Annotated in this window: 13 protein-coding genes and 1 pseudogene; 12 read left to right on the forward strand and 2 right to left on the reverse strand. The window is 61.6% G+C overall.

All coding sequences use genetic code 11. The annotated features are described in order from the left end of the window. Positions 1-84 precede the first annotated feature (84 nt). From AC0L7L_RS00210 to AC0L7L_RS00240, 7 genes and pseudogenes are all read left to right on the forward strand, one after another. Complete coding sequence (locus AC0L7L_RS00210) at positions 85-2193, forward strand: family 10 glycosylhydrolase (RefSeq protein ID WP_473511103.1); 2109 nt, start codon at positions 85-87, stop codon at positions 2191-2193. Positions 2194-2264: 71 nt separating this feature from the next. Then, the gene (locus AC0L7L_RS00215; protein WP_473511105.1) at positions 2265-3254 is read left to right on the forward strand and encodes an ABC transporter permease; all 990 of its coding nucleotides are present in this window, start codon (positions 2265-2267) and stop codon (positions 3252-3254) included. Then, positions 3251-4450: an ABC transporter permease gene (locus tag AC0L7L_RS00220; RefSeq protein ID WP_473511107.1), complete on the forward strand. Its 1200-nt coding sequence runs from the start codon at positions 3251-3253 to the stop codon at positions 4448-4450. The genes AC0L7L_RS00215 and AC0L7L_RS00220 overlap by 4 nt, the downstream gene beginning before the upstream one ends. 12 nt (positions 4451-4462) lie before the next feature. Beyond that, positions 4463-6184: an ABC transporter ATP-binding protein gene (locus tag AC0L7L_RS00225; protein WP_473511109.1), complete on the forward strand. Its 1722-nt coding sequence runs from the start codon at positions 4463-4465 to the stop codon at positions 6182-6184. 11 nt (positions 6185-6195) lie between these two features. Then, positions 6196-6972 (forward strand): hydroxypyruvate isomerase, encoded by a 777-nt coding sequence (gene hyi / locus AC0L7L_RS00230; protein ID WP_272209635.1) that lies wholly within the window; start codon positions 6196-6198, stop codon positions 6970-6972. Between the two features lie 11 nt (positions 6973-6983). After that, positions 6984-7854: pseudogene (locus AC0L7L_RS00235) on the forward strand (2-hydroxy-3-oxopropionate reductase). Positions 7855-7931: 77 nt separating this feature from the next. Further along, entirely contained in the window at positions 7932-10040 is a 2109-nt protein-coding gene (locus tag AC0L7L_RS00240) for a beta-galactosidase (protein WP_473511113.1), read from the forward strand. Between the two features lie 163 nt (positions 10041-10203). Here the strand turns inward: AC0L7L_RS00240 and AC0L7L_RS00245 are convergent, their stop codons facing one another. Then, positions 10204-11112 carry a helix-turn-helix domain-containing protein gene (locus tag AC0L7L_RS00245; RefSeq protein ID WP_272209638.1) on the reverse strand — a complete coding sequence of 303 codons (909 nt, stop codon included), beginning with the start codon at positions 11110-11112 and terminating at the stop codon, positions 10204-10206. A gap of 150 nt (positions 11113-11262) precedes the next feature. Between AC0L7L_RS00245 and AC0L7L_RS00250 the strand changes: the two genes are divergently transcribed. The 5 genes from AC0L7L_RS00250 to AC0L7L_RS00270 are packed head-to-tail and all read left to right on the forward strand — an operon-like array spanning position 11263 to position 17987. Continuing rightward, positions 11263-12714, forward strand: coding sequence for an arabinose isomerase (locus AC0L7L_RS00250; protein ID WP_473511115.1), 1452 nt, complete (start codon positions 11263-11265; stop codon positions 12712-12714). Between the two features lie 25 nt (positions 12715-12739). Then, positions 12740-13771 carry a sugar ABC transporter substrate-binding protein gene (locus tag AC0L7L_RS00255; protein ID WP_473511117.1) on the forward strand — a complete coding sequence of 344 codons (1032 nt, stop codon included), beginning with the start codon at positions 12740-12742 and terminating at the stop codon, positions 13769-13771. Then, positions 13768-15300, forward strand: a complete 1533-nt coding sequence (locus AC0L7L_RS00260; RefSeq protein WP_473511119.1) for a sugar ABC transporter ATP-binding protein — start codon at positions 13768-13770, stop codon at positions 15298-15300. The genes AC0L7L_RS00255 and AC0L7L_RS00260 overlap by 4 nt, the downstream gene beginning before the upstream one ends. Continuing rightward, complete coding sequence (locus AC0L7L_RS00265; RefSeq protein WP_473511121.1) at positions 15293-16270, forward strand: ABC transporter permease; 978 nt, start codon at positions 15293-15295, stop codon at positions 16268-16270. The genes AC0L7L_RS00260 and AC0L7L_RS00265 overlap by 8 nt, the downstream gene beginning before the upstream one ends. 10 nt (positions 16271-16280) lie before the next feature. Beyond that, positions 16281-17987 carry a CocE/NonD family hydrolase gene (locus AC0L7L_RS00270; RefSeq protein WP_473511124.1) on the forward strand — a complete coding sequence of 569 codons (1707 nt, stop codon included), beginning with the start codon at positions 16281-16283 and terminating at the stop codon, positions 17985-17987. Between the two features lie 93 nt (positions 17988-18080). Here AC0L7L_RS00270 and AC0L7L_RS00275 read toward each other — a convergent pair whose 3' ends face one another. Beyond that, positions 18081-18311: a hypothetical protein gene (locus tag AC0L7L_RS00275; protein WP_473511126.1), complete on the reverse strand. Its 231-nt coding sequence runs from the start codon at positions 18309-18311 to the stop codon at positions 18081-18083. Between the last annotated feature and the right edge of the window lie 366 nt (positions 18312-18677).

Raw genomic sequence — 18677 nt, forward strand, 5'->3', positions numbered from 1 at the left:
AAAGACTGCCTCTCCCGATTGACCGCTGCCGGCCCGCATATCGTGGGCCGGTAACGGCCCCGCTTTTTCAACGGAACCTCGACCATGAACTACATCGACCCGAAAGCCGCTGCGAACCTCAGAACCCCTGAATGGTACAAGACGGCGACGCGCTGGACCCAGTTGACCCTTGTCGAGAATGACCCGGTTAAGTTCGACCCCGATTTCTGGATCGACGTGTTCAAGCGTACGCGTTCGAACGCCGTCTGCCTCTCAGCCGGTGGCTATATCTGCTTCTACCCGTCGAAGGTTCCGCTGCATTACGTCAGCACCTTCATCGGCAACAGCGATCCGTTCGGCCGTCTTGTCGAAGGCGCACGCGAACTCGGCATGCATGTCATGGCCCGCGTCGACCCGCACGCCATCCATCAGGAGGCCGCCGACGCCCATCCGGAATGGATCGCTGTCGACAAGGACGGTCATCCGCGGCGCCACTGGGCGATGCCGGAGCTGTGGGTCACGTGCGCCTATGGCGACTACAACAATGTCTTCATGCCTGAGGTCGTCAAGGAGATTACCCGCAACTACGATATCGATGCGATCTTCGCCAATCGCTGGCAGGGCCACGGGGTTTGCTATTGCGAAAGCTGCAAGTCCCGCTTCAAGGCGGCCACCGGCCTAAACCTGCCGATGACCAATGACGTGGCCGACCCAGCCTGGCGGGCCTGGTCCGGCTGGCGCCGCGATGCGCTGACCCGGATGGTCATCAACTGGGACAATGACGTCAAGGCAATCCGCCCGCATGCGAGCTTCATCCCCAATATGGGGGGTGAATCGCTGATGGAATTCGATATCGGCTTGATCGAGAAGCATTGCCCCTTCCTGGTCGTCGACCATCAGGGCCGGCGCGGTCTGGAGCCGGTCTGGATGGCCGGGCGCAACGCCAAGCGGATGCGGGCCACCTTCCGGGACCGCCCGGTGGTGCTGATCACCTCGATCGGCCCGGAGGAGCAGCATCGCTGGAAGGATTCTGTCACCACCGGTCCCGAGATCGAGAGCTGGATCGCGAACGGCGTCACCCATGGTATGCTGCCCTGGTTCACCAAGTTCAACGGCGTGGTGCCGGACGAGCGCTGGATCGCGCCGGTCGCCGACGGTTTCGAAAAGCATGTGAGGCTCGAGGCCATGCTGGATGAGACGGCGCCGACGGCGGAGATCGCGATCATCGATCCGACCACGACCCTGAAAAACTGGGCCCGCGACGAGCGCCGCACTGCTGAGGGCGATGAGTTCGGGTTTTACCACGCGCTGATCGAGGCGAAGCTGCCGTTCGAATTCCTCTCCGACGAGGCGATGATGGCGACAAGCCTCGATCGTTTCAAGCTTGTCATCCTTGCCAATGCCAGCAATCTTTCCGATGCCCAGTGCGCGTTGCTGAGGGACTATGCCGCTCGCGGCGGCAGCCTGATCGCCGCTCATGAAACGGCGATGCGCGACGAGACCGGCAAGGTGCGAACGGAATTCGCGCTTGGCGACGTCTTCGGTGTGAAACGCACCGAACTCTCGCGCGGACCGGTAAAGAACACCTATATCGCGCTCTCCGGCGATCATCCGGTGAATGCCGGCTACGGCGGCGCGGAACGGATCATCGGCGGCACCAGGCTTGCCGCTGTCGAACCCCTTGCTGGAACCGAGATCCCGTTTATCGCCATCCCGGACTTTCCGGACCTGCCGATGGAGGAGGTCTATCCGCGCGAGGATCCGCGGGGTGCCGCCGTCGTCACCCGTGTGACCGAAGCTGGCGGGCGTACCGTCTACATTCCGTGGAATATCGGCAGCATCTTCTGGGACGTGCTGACCGCCGACCACCAGCGCCTGATCGAGAACGCGGTCCGCTTCGCGCTCGGCGCCCGCTCAAGGGTCGAGGTCAACGGCCATTCCGTGCTCGACATCGCGGTGCGCGAAAGCGAGAAAAGCTTTGCGGTACTGCTCTTCAACCTCACCAATCCGATGATGTTCAAGGGGCCGACGCGGTCTGTCTATCCGGTCGCTCGTCACACCGTCTCGGTCGCGGTGCCCGAGGGCCGGTCGGTCGCCGGAGCGAAACTGCTGATCGCCGGCCAGGATATCGCGTTCCGGATAGCGGATGGCCGTGTGGAGATCGATGTTCCGACGATCGAAATTCTGGAAACCGTCGAGCTGCGCTGGGCATGATGCGGGTGCAGACAAGGAGAGCCGGTGGTAAACGCCGGCAAAAATTCTGCTAGCGCGGTGGGAGGACGCTGATGCTCAGATATATCATCATGCGGATCATTTACATGGTGCCGACGCTCTTCGGCATCTCGGTGATCGCATTCATCATCATCCAGTTGCCGCCGGGCGACTACGTGACCTCGCTGATCGCCTCGATGAGCGACAGCGGGCAGGCGGTCGATCCTGCGGAAGTTGCCCGGCTGCGGGCGATTTACGGCTTCGATGATCCCGCCTATGTCCAGTATTTCAAATGGATCTCCGGCATCCTGCTGCATGGCGATTTCGGCCAGTCCTTTGAGTGGCAGCGGCCGGTCAGCGAGCTGATCTGGGAGCGGATGGGTTCTACGCTCGCTGTCTCGGTCGCCTCGCTGCTGTTCGTCTGGGCGGTGTCACTGCCGATCGGCATCTATTCGGCCGTGAAGCGTCATTCGCTCGGCGACCATGTTTTCACCTTCTTCGGCTTTCTCGGCCTTGCGATCCCGAATTTCATCCTGGCGCTGACGCTGATGTATTTCTCCTACAAGGTGATGGGGCAGAGCGTCGGGGGGCTGTTTTCGCCTGAATATGCGCATGTGGAATGGTCATGGGGCAAATTCACCGATCTTCTGGCGCATCTGTGGATCCCGGTGATCGTCATCGGCACGGCGGGCACCGCCTCGCTGATCCGCATCCTCCGCGCCAACCTGACGGATGAGCTGAACAAGCCCTATTACGTGACAGCCCGCGCCAAGGGCCTGCATCCGATGAAGGCGCTGATCAAATATCCGGTGCGGATCGCCCTCAACCCCTTCGTCTCGGCGATTGGCTGGGTGCTGCCGAACCTGATCTCGGGTGTCACCATCACCGCCATCGTTTTGAACCTGCCGACGGCCGGACCGCTGCTTCTCAGGGCGCTGATCTCGCAGGATATGTATCTTGCCGGTTCCTTCATCCTTCTGATGGGCGTCCTCACCCTGATAGGGATGCTGGTTTCTGACCTGCTGCTCGCCATGCTTGATCCCCGGATAAGGTTTGACCAATGAGCGACAACATCTTTCAGGAAACCGCGCTTCACCAGCCGACGCATGACGATGGGCTCGACCGTCCCGCGATCACGCCCTTGAAGAAGGGCGTCACGAGCGAGGCCGATGCGGCGGCCGGTCAGTGGACGCTGATCTGGCACAAATTCGCCAAGGACAAGCTCGCGATCTTTGCCGGGGTTGTCATCCTGTGCCTCTATCTGATCGGCATTTTCGCGGAATTTCTCGCTCCGAACCTGGCGCAAGCAGCCCGGCCGCAATATGGCTATGCGCCGCCGCAGACGGTCTCCTTCTTCGTCAAGGGCGAGAACGGTGAAAGTCAGTTCCTGCCGCATGTGAAGGGTTACAGCATCACTGTTGACCAAGCATCGCTGCGCCGCTCCTTTGTCGTCGACGACACCAAGGTGGTGCCGATCGGCTTTTTCGTGCGTGGGCCGGAATACAAGATGTGGGGGCTGTTCCCTTCCGATCTTCATCTGGTCGGCCCGCTGAAGGCGAACGACCCGTTTTACCTGCTCGGTGCCGACAAGCTCGGCCGTGATCTCTTCAGTCGAGTGATCTACGGAACACGGGTTTCGATGTCGATCGGCCTGATCGGCGTGACGATTAGCCTTATGCTTGGCGTGATCATGGGTGCGCTCTCCGGCTATTACGGCGGCTGGGTGGATCTCACGATCCAGCGCATCATCGAGATCATCTCGGCGATGCCGACCATTCCGCTCTGGCTCGGTCTTGCAGCCGCCATTCCCGTCTCGCTTGCGCCGTTGAAGGTCTACTTCCTGATCACGCTGATCGTGTCGCTGCTTGGCTGGACCTCGCTCGCCCGCGAGGTGCGCGGACGCTTCTTTGCGCTCAGGGGCGATGACTTCGTCACCGCCGCCGGGCTCGACGGCTCGAACGAGCGCCGCATCATCTTCCGCCACATCCTGCCGTCGCTGACGAGTCATATCCTCGCCGTCATTACCCTGGCGCTTCCGACCATGATCGTCGCGGAAACCGCGCTCTCATTCCTTGGCGTCGGGCTGAAGCCACCGGTCGTCTCCTGGGGCGTGCTGCTGCAGGATGCGCAGAACATCCGCACCATCTCCACGGCGCCCTGGCTTTTGATCTGGCCCGCCGGCGCTGTCGTGGTCGCGGTGCTCTCCTTCAACTTCCTCGGCGACGGCCTGCGCGATGCCGCCGATCCCTATGACAGCTGACGGGAGATGACGATGACCACACCCCAGACCATCGTTCACGATCATGAAGGTTTCGGTGATGCCGTGCTGCAGGTGAAGAACCTGTCCATCGATTTCCACTTGCGCCAGCACATCCTGCATGCCGTGCGCGACGTCACCTTCGATCTCCATCGCGGCAAGACGCTGGCGCTCGTCGGCGAGAGCGGTTCCGGCAAGTCGGTGACGGCGCGCTCGCTCCTGAAGATCGTCGACAGGGCGGCGAGAATGACCAGCGGCACGATCGTGCTCGATACCGACGGCAAGCCGGTCGATATCCACGCGCTGGCCGACGAGGGCAAGGAAATCCGCGCGATCCGCGGCGGGCGCGTCTCGCTGATCTTCCAGGAGCCGATGAGCTCGCTCTCGCCGGTGCATACCATCGGCGACCAGATCATCGAGGCGCTGCGGCTCCACCGCAACATGAAACAGGCCGAGGCGCGGGCAGAAACGGTCAGCCTGCTGTCGCAGGTGGAAATACCGAACCCGGAAGCGATGATAGACCGCTACACTTTCGAGTTCTCCGGTGGGATGCGCCAGCGCGCGATGATCGCCATGTCTCTCGCTTGTGATCCGGATATCCTGATCGCCGACGAGCCGACCACTGCGCTCGACGTCACCACGCAGGCCGAAATCCTCGACCTGATCAAGCGTCTTCAGGTCGAGCGCGGCATGGCGATGCTGCTGATTACCCACGATCTCGGCGTCGTCGCCGAAGTTGCCGACGAGGTGGCAGTGATGCGTTTCGGCGTGATCGTTGAACGTGGCCCGGTGGACGAGATTTTCTACAACGCCCGGCATCCCTATACCCGCCAGCTTCTCTCATCGACCGTGCGTCTCGAAAAGCCGCGCGTTGCGGACGGAAACCGGACGGTGGCGAAGGATGACGTCGTGCTCTCCGTGCGCAACCTCACCAAGGTGTTCGGTGCTGGCGCCGGCAAGAAGGGCTTCATCTTGAAGGCCGTTGACGATGTCTCCTTCGACCTAAAGCGCGGTGAAAATCTTGGTATCGTCGGGGAAAGCGGCTCGGGCAAGACCACGATGGGTCGCCTGGTTCTCAGGGTGCTTGAACCAACCTCCGGCTCCGTTGTCTACCGCCCCGGCGACGGTACTGAAACCGAGGTGACGACGCTCGACAAGCAAGGGCTGCGCAGCTTTCACAGCCAGGTCCGCCTCGTGTTTCAGGACCCATTCGCTTCGCTCAATCCGCGCATGACGGTCCGGCAGGTGGTTGCCGATCCACTTGTCGTACAGGGCAAGCTATCCGGGCGTGAGATCGAGCAGAAGGTCGGTGACCTGCTGGAACTTGTCGGCCTCGACCGGTCCGCCATGGAGCGCTATCCGCATGCGTTTTCGGGTGGACAACGGCAGCGGATCGGGATTGCACGGGCGCTGGCGCTCGACCCGAAAGTGATCATCGCCGACGAGGCGACGTCAGCGCTCGATGTCTCGATTAGGGCGCAGATCCTCGATCTTCTTCTCGATCTGCAGAAGCGGCTTGACCTCTCCTACATCTTCATCGCCCACGATATCTCCGTGGTCCGTTATTTCTGCGATCGGGTGGCGGTGATGCATCGGGGCAGACTGGTGGAACTCGGCAGCGCCGAGCAAATCTGCACCGTGCCGGAAGAGGACTACACGAAAAGCCTGATTTCCGCCGTGCCCAACCCGGACCCGCGCAACAAGCGTATGCTGCACAGAACCCGATTTACTGCCTGAGGAGTTTTCCAATGCCGAAATTTGCCGCCAATCTCTCGTTTCTCTACGCCGATCTGCCGTTTCTCGATCGGATCGCCGCGGCCGCAAAGGATGGCTTTCCGGCGGTCGAATATGTCGGCCCCTATGACTTCCCGGAAGGTGACGTTGCCGCCGCGCTGAAGGCGGCCAACGTCAAACAGGCACTATTCAACCTGCCAGCCGGTGACTGGGCCGGCGGCGAGCGCGGTATCGGCTGCCTGCCGGACCGGGTGGAGGAATTCAAAAAGGGTGTGGACACGGCGCTTTCCTACGCAAAGGCGCTCGGCTGCCCCAAGGTGAACTGCCTCGCCGGCATCGCGCCGAAGGGTATTGCAGCCGAAAAGCTTGAGCAGACGCTGGTCGAGAACCTGAAATACGCCGCGCCGCGTTTGGCGGACGCGGGCGTCAAGCTGCTGCTCGAGCCGATCAACCTACGCGACATTCCGGGCTTCTTCGTTTCGACCACGGATCATGCCGAGCGCATTCTGGAGGCGGTTGGCTCCGAAAACCTGTTCATCCAGTATGACATCTACCACACCCAGATCATGCAGGGCGACCTTGCCGAAACCTACCGGCGGCTCAAGACAAAGATCGCCCATGTGCAGCTCGCCGACAATCCCGGCCGCCATGAGCCGGGCACGGGCGAAATCAACTATCTCTATCTTTTCAATATGCTGGACGCGGAGGGCTATGACGGCTTCATCGGCTGCGAATACAAGCCCTCGGCCGGCACAACCGAAGGTCTCGGCTGGATGAAGCCCTGGCTTTAAGGAGTGATCACATGAAAATCGGATTTATCGGCCTCGGCCTCATGGGCCGTCCCATGGCGGCGCATCTGATCGACGCCGGCCATGAACTGTTCATCAACCGGGTGAAACCGGTCTCAAAATTCCTGGTCGAAAAGGGCGCCACGGCCTGCGACACGCCGAAGGCGGTCGCGGAAGCCGCCGACATCATCATCACCATCGTTCCGGATACGCCGGATGTCGACGCGGTTCTGTTCGGTGAGAATGGCGTGGCTGACGGTCTTTCCGAAGGCAAGATGGTCATCGACATGAGCTCGATTTCTCCCGTTGAGACCAAGGCGTTTGCCGAAAGGATCGCGGCCAAGGGCTGCGGTTATCTCGATGCGCCGGTCTCCGGCGGCGAGGTCGGAGCCAAGAACGCGGCGCTGACGATCATGGTTGGCGGTTCTGATGCCGATTTCGAACGCGGCAAGCCCTTGTTCGAGGCGATGGGCAAGACCATCACCCATGTCGGCCCGGTCGGCGACGGCCAGACCGCCAAGGTCGCCAATCAGATCATCGTCGGTCTGACGATCGAGGCAGTGGCGGAAGGCCTGCTGTTTGCAAAGAAAGCCGGCGCCGATCCGGCCAAGGTTCGTGAGGCGCTGATGGGCGGGTTTGCCGGATCTACGATCATGAAGATCCACGGCGAGCGAATGATTGCGCAGACCTTCGACCCCGGCTTTCGGATCTCGCTTGCACCGCAAGGACATGGCGCTTGCCGTCAATGCCGCCCGCGAAATCGGTCTAGCACTGCCGAATGCGGCTGCGACCGAGCAATTGATGAACGCAGCGATCGCCCGCGGCGACGGTGAAAAGGACCACTCGGCGCTGATCCGGACGCTCGAGGCACTGGCGGGGCTTTGACCCATTAACCTTCCCCTCACAGGGGGAAGAAAGACTGAAATCTCGTGGCTGCGTTTTGCCAAATGTGTGAGGACATCATGACGAAAATACCGATGCAGACGCCGTTCGGAGCGGTCTATTTCCGCAAATCGAACCCGCCGCGCGAGGACTGGGAGCGCGACTATGGCGTGGCCGCAGAGGATGGCCTCAATGTCTTCCGCCACTGGTTCATGTGGAGCGCGATCGAACGCCGTCCCGGTTTCTACGACTGGGAGGAATATGACCGGCAGATGGAGCTTGCCGCAAAGAACGGCATCAAGACGATCATCGCTGAACTGACCCATACCGTGCCGGACTGGGCCTATCGCAAATATACCCATGCCCGGCAGATGCGCGCCGATGGCACCGAGCTTCCGGCGACCATGGGCGTTTCTGCGGCGACTGGCGGCTTCGCGCCGAATGGCGGCGGCGCCGGTTCGCTGACAATGAACTGCCCGGAAGTGAAGGAAGCGGCCGGCGCCTTCCTGGCCGCAATGGCGGAGCGCTACAAGGGGCATCCGGGGCTTCTCGGCTATGACGTCTGGAACGAGTGCAATTATGCGCCCTCCGTCGACTACAACCCGCATACCAAGGCCGCCTTCCGCGTCTGGCTCCAGGAAAAATATGGCGATCTCGATACGCTGGCGAAGGCCTGGTATCGCTATTCCTATGCCGAGTGGGACGATATCGAGCCGCCGCGCCAGATCGCGCCCTATCCGGAATGCCTCGACTGGCTCGCCTTCAAGCGCGACAACTATTATGGCCAGATGCAATTCCGCATCGACACGATCCGCGCCGTCGATAGCGATTGCCTGATCGCCGCCCATGGCGTGGCGGGAGCCATCCCCGATATGGCCTCGCGCGGCTCGGATGACTGGCTTGCCGCCTCCAAGGTCGAGGTTTATGGTTATACCTTCGTCCATGCGCGCAAGGGCAACCAGTCCTGGCGCAGTTTCTACGCCGCCGACCTCAACCGCGCCGCCGCCCGTGGCAAGCCGTTCTGGCACGCCGAGCGGCAGGGCGGGCCGCTGTGGATGCAGCCGCAGGTCGTCGGTCGCGACAAGGACGATGCCCGCGTCGCCGAGCCCGAGGATATCCGGGTCTGGTCGCTGACTTCGTTTGCGGGTGGCGCGCGCGGCATGCTGAACCTGCGTTACCGGCCTTTGCTTGATGGCCCGCTGTTCGGCGCCTTCGGCTCCTACGGCATGGACGGTTCGCGCACGCCGCGCTCCGACATGGCCTCGAAGATCGCGAAGTGGACCAATGCCCCGGAGCAGAAGCCGCTGCTGGCGGCAAAACCGGTGAAGGGCGAGATCGGCATTCTGGTCGCGCCGGAAGCGCAGGCCTGGGACTATCTTCTGAGCCGCGAGGGCGATTACGACACCTATCGGGCCGCCATGTGGGGCGCCTATCGCGGCTTCTTCGACAATGGCATCCAGGCCGATTGGGTTCATATCGAGGATATCGATGCCTATGATGCTCTGTATTTCCCGTACCCGATCATGCTCACCAGCGAGAACGCCACTAAAATCGCCGCCTGGGTGAAGGCCGGCGGCACGCTGGTGTCGGAAGCCTGCCCGGGCTATTTCGGCGATCGCGGCAAAGTCGGCACGGTCCAGCCGAACAACGGGCTCGATGCCGTCTTCGGCGTGCGTGAGGACGAGGTGGAGTTCATGCCGGATATCGGCGACCGCATCCGCTTCACGCTCGATGGCGTTTCGACCACCGGCGGCGGCTTCCTGCAGTCCTACACCGTGACCGAGGGCAGCGAACTGGCGCGCTTTGCCGACGGCCGGATCGCAATCGTCGAAAACGCGTTCGGCAAGGGCCGCACGCGTCTCGTCGGGACCCATCCGTCGGTCGGCTATTACCGAGACCAGTCGGAGGCGGGAAAGCGCTATTTTGCTCGCTGCTTCGCCTTCACCGGCAAAAAGCAGCATACGGTGAGCTCCAACCCCACCGTTCAAATTCGTCTGCATGAGAGTGCGGAAGGCCGTTTTGCCTGGATCGTCAATGCGACGCGCGAAACCCAGGAGGGACGACTTTTTGATGGTGACGGCTGCGCCCTTCATGGCGGTGAAACCTACTGGGCTGCCAACGGTGCCTATCTCGATCAGGGAAGCTTCTCCGTCCCCGCTCGCGACGTCCTCACCGTCCGCCTCGCCTGAACCCGGATGAAATGTCGCGGTCCGGTTCAAAGCCCGACGCCGCCCTTGTCGATCTGCGAACTCAGTGGTTGGAAAACGGATTCTGCAACGCTTGGCCGCGGAATGTGATAGATGTCGTCTAGCTCGCTCCAGTCGCCTCGACGGCCGCTGGGTTTGCGTGTGGTTATTCATCAGGTCCACCGGCGGCGCGGGCAGTGTTTTGTTCGCGCCAGCGGGTCGGCGGCAGGCCCGTCGACTGGCTGAACTGGTTCGAGAAGTGGAAGGTCGAGCTGAAGCCGAGATGCGCTGCAATTTCCTTGATCGAACGGTCCGAACTGCGCAGAAGCTCGCAGGCCCGTCGGATCCGCACCTCACTCTGGTATTGTTTGAGCGACATGCCGGTCTTCTCGCGAAAGACGCGTCGCAATGTCGAATAGCTGACGCCGAGTTCATCGGCGACCGCGCGGATGCCGCCATACTGATGATGGCTCTCAAGCAGAATGCGCTGAGCCCGGTCCACCAGTCGGCTGTGTCCCAGTTCCTCCGGCTGGCGTGACTGGCCGAAGGCGGCGAGGAGCTGTAGGCCGAGGCCGGAGATCGACGGCTGGTTGGCAAGCTTGTCCTGGCGCACCAGCGCGTGGATCTGCTCAAACAGGCGCAGCGCGGCATCGCCGCCGCGCCATATCGGCCTTTCGAGTGAAAACAGGCCTTCCGCCATAACCCGATCGAAGGCGGTACCGCGGCATTCGACCCAGTGCTCGGTCCAGCCGATATTCGGGTCTGGCAGAAAACGATGCCAGATACCGGGAAAGAGTAACATCACGTCGCCTGCCTCGACCGTGTGCACGGTGCCGGGGTCCGGCATGGCTTCAATCTTGCCCCGCCCGCTGCTGATAAGGGCAAACTGATAAGCTTGAAGCGTTCTTCCCTTCTCCCAGACGAAATGATGATCGTCGGGATGGCGCACCGGCGGATAGGGTGAGCCGGGCGCGATCTCGGTATAACCGGCCGAAAGTGCGGTGCAGCCGAGGGCTTCGCAAAAGCTGTTCTCCGGCATGTAGGCGAAGTAGTCGGTGGATTCTGAGTTGATCATTTTTTGTATTCAATAGATCATTATTCGAAACAGATAGCATGATGGAAGGCAATCATACGGTGTTACAGTGAGTTGATAAAGGTCAGTTTTCGCATGGTGGAGCAAATCGCCGGCGGCGGGCAGGGAGAGCCCGGACCGAGGGAGGAATAAATGGAATATGGCAGCATGGCCACGCAGGGGGCTCGTCCCTTGCGCGTCGGTCTTTTCGGCATCGGGCTTTCGGCCTACTGGCCCCAGTTCGAGGGGCTTGAAACGCGGCTTGTCTCCTATCTCGCCATGGTCGAAAAGAAGCTGAAGCGCGAGGACGTCGAGATCGTCAATCTCGGCCTCGTTGACGATCCGGACAAGGCTGTCGAGGCGGGGCACGATCTGCGCCGCGCCGATGTCGATCTCATCTTCCTGCATGTCACGACCTATGCGCTGTCATCGACAGTGTTGCCTGCAGTCCGGCGTCCCGGTGTTCCGGTGATTATCCTCAACCTCCAGCCCGCCCGGGCCATCGATTACAAGAGCTTCAACGCGCTTGGCGACCGCAGAAAGATGACTGGTGAGTGGCTCGCCCATTGCGCGGCCTGCCCGGTACCGGAAATCGCCAACGTCTTCAGGCGCTCCGGCATAGAGACCCACCAGGTCACCGGCGTGCTTGAGGGCGACGCCCATGTCGATGCCGAGATTGAAAGCTGGATCGAAGCTGCCCGCGTCTCGCATGTGATGGCGCATAACCGGCTTGGCCTGATGGGCCACTATTACACGGGCATGCTGGATATTTATTCCGATCTGACGGCGCAGTGCGCCGCCTTCGGAACGGTTGTCGACTTCCTGGAGATCGACGAACTCGCGGCGCTCAGGCAGGCTGCAAGCGATGCGGAAGTCGCAGCCGCACGCGCGCGGATAGAAGCCGAGTTCGATATCGAGGAAGGCTGCGATCCTGCGGAAATCGACCGCGCGGCGCTGACTGCTGCGGCCCTCTTCAAGCTGGTCGAAAAGCGCCGGCTGGGCTCTATGGCATATTTCTATGTTTCCGAGCCCGGCCATCTGCATGAGGATATCATCGCCTCGATCATTCCCGGTTGTTCGATGCTTACGGCGTCCGGTATTCCCATCGCCGGTGAATATGAGGTCAAGAACGCTCAGGCGATGAAGATCATGGACGCCTTCGGCGCCGGTGGCTCGTTCACCGAGCCCTATGCACTCGACTATGACGATGACGTTGTGCTGATGGGCCATGATGGACCAGGACACACGGCGATTGCCGAGGGCAAGACCAAGCTTCGCCCGCTTAATGTCTATCACGGCAAGGTAGGCAAGGGCGTTTCGGTGGAAATGTCGGTGCGTCACGGACCAGTCACGCTGTTGTCGGTGATCGAGCGGGAGGGACGGGTCAGCCTGCTGTGTGCCGAAGGGGAGTCCGTGGCAGGACCGATCCTCGAGATCGGGAACACCAACAGCCGCTATCGTTTCAGCATCGGTGCGCGCGCCTTTGCCGAGGCGTGGAATGCCGAGGGGCCTGCGCATCACTGCGCGGTCGGCGTCGGCCATATTGCCGACAGACTGGAGAAACTTGCGAAACTCAATGCACTGGGTTTTTCGCGGGTCGCATAATCTAACACTCAGGGAGGAGCAGGAGATGAGTGATACTGGAGTGAAGAAACTGGCTGGCGGGGCCTTTGCCCTCGCATTGGCCGCCATGGCGGCGTTTTCGCCGGTGCTGGCTGAGGAAAAACCGACGCCACCCGATGCTGTTGCCGAATTCAAACCGATCGAGCCGGGTATCGGCGAGGGCCTGACCATCGGCTTTACACAGCTGGCGCTTGGCGTGCCCTTTCCCGAAGCGCTTCAGCGCGGCATGGAGAATGCCGCCGAGACCGCAGGCTTCGAGCTGATCACCTGCGACAGCAAGCTGAATGCCGCTGATGCGCTCAATTGCGCCCGTCAGTTCCGCACCCAGAATGTTGACGGCCTCGTCACATTCCAGGCCGATGTTGCAGCGGCCGCCAATATCTGCGCGGAAGGCCCGCAGGTGCCGGTGATCGCCATCGACATCGAACAGCAACCCTGCCAGACCGCCTTTGTCGGCGCGGCCAATGAATATGCGGGCGTTATCGTCGGCAATGAGCTTGGCCGCTATTTCAAGGAAAACTTTGATTGCCAGCATGATGCCTGGGTGTCGCTGGAATCGCTTGCCGTCGGCGTTGTAAATGATCTCAGGATGGACGGCATGCGCAAGGGCTTCGAGGCCGTATGCGGTCCGGTCAACAATGAGCGCATCATCGATACCGGCGCCGGAGGCCAGGCCGACACCGCCCAGCGGCAGATGATGGACACGTTGACAGCCCTTCCGGGCGCAAAGAGGGTCATCGTCGTCGGCATCAACGAGGATGTCATCACCGGTGCGCTGGCGGCAGCCCGCAGCCAGGGCCGCTCGGACGATCTTTATCTTGGCGTGCAGAACTTCGATCCCGGCAATTGCCAGATCTGGACGGCGCCGCACTTCATCGCGACATCGGCCTATTTCCCGGAAAAATATGCAGAGCTGATCGTCCCGAACCTGATCAAGGCGATCAAGGGTGACACCATTCCCGAACAGATCCTTGTACCGCATGAAGTGCTGACCAAGGACAATATGATGGAATATTATCCGGAAACGAGCTGCGGATGAGCATGATGCCGCATAGGCCGGAAAACCGCACGGATGTGCCGTTTCTCTCGGTTCGCGGCATCACCAAGTCCTTCGGCCCGATCGAGGTTCTCCATGGCGTGGACCTCGATCTGGCCGCCGGCACGGTGACCGCGCTTCTGGGCGAAAACGGAGCGGGAAAATCCACCTTCGTCAGGATCATCGCCGGTGATCACACCCATGACGGCGGCCAGATCAATATTGACGGACGACCGCTTGCAATCCGTTCCGTAACCCAGGCGCGCGATGCCGGTATCCGGCTGATCGCGCAGGAACTGGCGGATGCGCCGACGCTGACGGTTGCGGAAAATATCTCGCTTGGCGAATTGCCGGCCCGTTTCGGCATGGTGCGACGCGGGGAAATGCGCCGGCGCGCGCGTCAGGCGCTGGCGGATCTCGGCGCCGATATCGCGCTCGACGCAAAGGTTTCGAGCCTTCGCCTTGGCGAACGCCAGATTATCGAAATTGCCCGTGCCTCCATCGGATCTGCGCGTTGCATGATCTTCGACGAGCCGACGGCGGCCCTCTCCGATGCCGAAACCCGCCGCCTTTTCGAGCTGATTGCGCGGATGAAGGCGAGAGGCACGGCGATCCTCTACATCACCCATCGGCTGGACGAGGTGTTCGAAATCGCTGACCGGGTCTGCGTTTTGCGCGACGGGCGGGTTTCACTCAATGCGGAGCCATCGCGCGTTACCCAGCCCGAAGTTGTCACCGCCATGGTCGGCCATGCGGTGGAGAGCAATCGGGATGCCTATTTCTTTGACGGATCGGACAAGACGCCGCTGCTGAAGGCGAGCGGGCTTTCCGGCCATGGCTTTGCCGATGTCGATCTGACTGTGGCCGAAGGCGAGATTGTCGGCCTTTACGGCAAGATCGGATCCGGCGTTCCGGAATTTACCGCGACGCTTTTCGGCGCGGATCGTCGGCAGGCCGGCAGCCTCGAGATAAACGGCAGGCCGGTGGATTTTCGCCATCCGGTAGAGGCGATTGCTGCTGGCATCGGCTTCCTGCCGGCCGAGCGAAAGAGCGAAAGCCTGCTCGGACCGCGCACTTCGGCGGAGAACCTTGCAGCCCCCAGCTGGGGGCGTCTGTCGCGCCTTGGCGCGATCTTCCGTAGTGACGAGACGGCTGCGTATTCGCGCTGGCACGACCCGTTGAGGATCCGCTCCAGCGGCAATGGCAGCGAGGTGATCACCAAGCTTTCTGGCGGCAATCAGCAGAAGGTGCTGCTCGGCCGGTGGCTGGAAAGCGGTGCGAAACTTCTGCTGCTGGTCGAGCCGACGCGCGGCGTCGATGTCGGCGCGCGTGAGGAAATCTATCATCTGCTGCGCGAACTGGCGCGTTCTGGCCACGGCATTCTGATTGCCAGTTCCGATTATGAGGATATCACCCAGGTCGCGACCCGCGCGTTCGTCATGGTGCGTGGCCGGATCGTGCGGGCCCTGCCACAGGAGGAGATCGACGTGGCTAGACTGACCGAAGTCGCGGGAGGAGGATCAAGTGACTGACAAGACCGCAAATCCCGTTGCCGAGCCACGCGTGCCCGAAGGCGGACGTATCAGAGTGCCGGAATCGGCCGCGCTCATCTTCTTTCTTTTGCTCGAGATCGTGTTCTTCTCGTTCAATTCGCCCTATTTTCTGACCTGGCCTAACTGGGTCAACATCTTCACCGCCATGTCGATTACCGGCATTCTGGCGGCCGGCGGCACCATCCTGCTGATTGGCGGCCAGTTTGACCTTTCGGTCGGTTCCGGCATGGCCTTTGTTGCGTTGATGTTTGCCATGGCCGCCCAGGCCTTCGGCATTGTGCCGGCCGTGTTCGTCGCGTTTTTGACCGGGCTCGGGATTGGTTGCCTCAACGGCTTTCTGGTGACCGTCGTCGGCGTCAATGCACTGATCACCACGCTTGGCACGTTGGCGATTTTTCGCGGGCTTACGCTTTCCATCGGCGGCGCGTCCTCGGTCAGGGTCAATGGTTTCGACTGGGCGATCATGCGTCCGCTCTTCGATATCCCGCTGTCAGCAGCGCTGTTCGTCGTTATCGCGGTCATCGTCGGCTGCCTGCTTGCTTTCAGCGTCTTCGGGCGCACCATCTATGCGATTGGCGCCAATGATACGGCGGCGCGACTTGTCGGCATCCGCACCCGTACAACGCTGTTCATCGCATTTCTCGGGTCCGGCCTCTGCATGGCGCTGACCGGCCTTGTCAGCGCTTCGCAGCTTGGATCGACCTCCGGCACGACGGGCACGGGGCTGGAGCTTGCCGTCGTCACTGCCATCATTCTTGGTGGTACCACACTGAAGGGCGGTGTCGGTTCGATGTTCGGTACGGTGATCGGGCTTTTGATCGTTGGCGTACTCAACAATGGCATGACGCTGATGAACATCAACTCGACATGGCAACAGGTGGCTGCCGGCGCGCTTTTGATCCTGGCGGTGTCCTTCGATCAGTTGCGCCAGTGTTTCCTTGGCCGGTAGGGGCGCGGCGATGAGGCAATTTACCATCCGCGATGGCGTTCCTGTGGTGATGCGCGACGGCGTTACGCTGATGAGCGATCTCTTTCTGCCGGAGGGAGAGGGGCCGTTTCCTGTCCTCCTGCAGCGCACGCCCTACAGGCGCGAGGATGTGCACGGCGCGCAATATATTTCGGCTCTGGAGTTCCAGTCGGCGCTCAGGCGCGGCATGGCGGTGATGGTGCAGGATGCGCGCGGCCGTTTCGGCTCGGAGGGCAATTTCGTGCCCTTCGTTCATGAAGGCCGAGACGGCGCGGATACGATCGCCTGGCTCCGGCGGCAGGATTTCTGCGATGGCAAGGTGGGCATGTTCGGGGCGTCCTATGTTGGTGCGACGCAGGTTCTGGCGGCGGCCGAAAATCCGCCCGGCCTCGAGGCGATTTCGCCGCAGCTGACCACGGCGCGCCACGGCGAAAGCTGGACCTGGCGCGGCGGCGCCACCGAACTCGGCTTTCTGATGCTCTGGATCATCGAGGCCTTGGCATTGCCCGATCTTCAGCGACGTCTGGCCGACCTGCCGGCAGAGCACGCAGAGCGGCTCGGCGCCTTTCTCGACAAGCTTCAGCGGGATCCGGATGCAGCCTTTGCCCGCCTGCCGATCATCGACGCCGATCTTGAGGCGCTCGCACCCTATGCCAAGCAATGGTTCGACGAAAGACGTGCGGCAGCGGCAGAAGACGATCGTGAGCATCTTGATGCACTCGGGAAAAGCCGGCCTGCCATGCTGGTCATCGCCGGCTGGAATGACCTCTTTCTCGAAGGCTCGCTCGAGCTATTCCGCACGGCGCGCGGACGACGTGATGAGCCCGCCGGCATTCGGGACAGGTTAATCATCGGCCCTTGGTCACATGGCAATCCGAAGGACTGGCAGGGCGCGTTCTGGCATGGACCCGAGGCGTCGACGGCGGGGTTGTCCGATGTTCAGCTTGATTTCTTCGCTTCCGTCTTTTCGGGCGTTGCGCCTTCCACGCCGGTGGTGCGTTATTTCCGCAGTGGATCGAACAGCTGGCATGACAGTTCAGCCTGGCCGGTTCCCCAAGCGGTCCAACACTGTCTCTACCTTGACGGCGACGGCCTTTGCGAGAACCCGCCGACCCAGGAATTTCGCCGGGAGTGGATTTCCGATCCGGCTGATCCGGTGCCGACGGCAGGCGGCGCAACCTTCCTGCCGGGCCTGTTGCTCGGTCGCAATTCCGGGCCGATGCCGCAGGATGACATCGAGGCGCGATCCGATGTCGTGACCTTTACGACCGGGCCGCTTGAGGCCGTGCTCGATGTTACCGGCCGGGTCGAGGCACGGCTTTTCGTGGCTTCCGATGCCGCAACTGCCGACTGGACGGCGCGGCTTTGCGACATGACCCCGGAGGGGCGAAGCATAGGCATTGTCGACGGCATCATGCGGTGGAAAAGACCGGTCGGCGGCGATGGCCCGTTCGAAGTTACCGTCACGCTCGGCCATATCAGTCACCTTTTTGCCGAGGGTTCGCGGCTGCGCCTTCAGGTCGCTCTCGTCCAACTTCCCGCGTTTCGACCGCAACCCGCAGTCGGGTGTGGCGGCGGAAAGGGCTACGGCTGCGAATTTTCGGGTCGCCCGGCAGACAATCCTCGGAGGGCCTCTCATGCCAAGCAGCCTGATCCTGCCCGTGATCGACAGGCGCGTTTCAGAATGACAACGAAATGAATGTTTGTCGTGTTTCGGAGTTCTCGAACAACTGCCCGGCTGCTGCGTCATATCGCATAAAACAGTGTCCAAATCCTGCCCCCGCAACCAAATTTACTTGCGATGACCCCGCCCCAAGGCGGGGTTTTTCGTTTGCACCGAAAGCGTAAGGATTCCAGCGAGATCGACGCGAACATCGATCTCCACCTTGCCATCAACCGGCGTCAGCACGATGTCCTCCACCAGCGTCCTGATGATATCGGCGACTTCTGTCCGCTTCCCCTCGTCCTCGACCTGCAGGGTGTCATAAAGGCTCTGGACGCGCGAGCGGTAGAGCTGCGCCATCGAGGGATGCAGAAGGGGAGCGGTCCGTCTGCCTGCGCAAGGAAGGCCTCAACTTCCTTCTTGCGCTGTTCCAGGCCAACCATTTTCGCGTTGATCCTGTCGGCCGCGCCTCCCTTGAGGATGCGGTCGAGCAGGGTATCCAGTTCGCGATCAATTTTCTTGATCTCGGTCTCTGCCGCTGCCACATTGGCGCGACCCTCCATGCGCAGGCGATTGACCTCCTGTGTGAAGACCTCACAGAACCTGGCGAATAGCGCCGGGTCCACGGGGCGTTCAGGACACGGGGCTCTAGTTCATCGCGGCGGCTGTTGACCCGATTGTCGCAGGGGCCCTTGTTCCGCGCCATGGAGCAGTCGATCAGCGTCG

It is taken from the genome of Martelella sp. K41-7, from assembly GCF_055808365.1.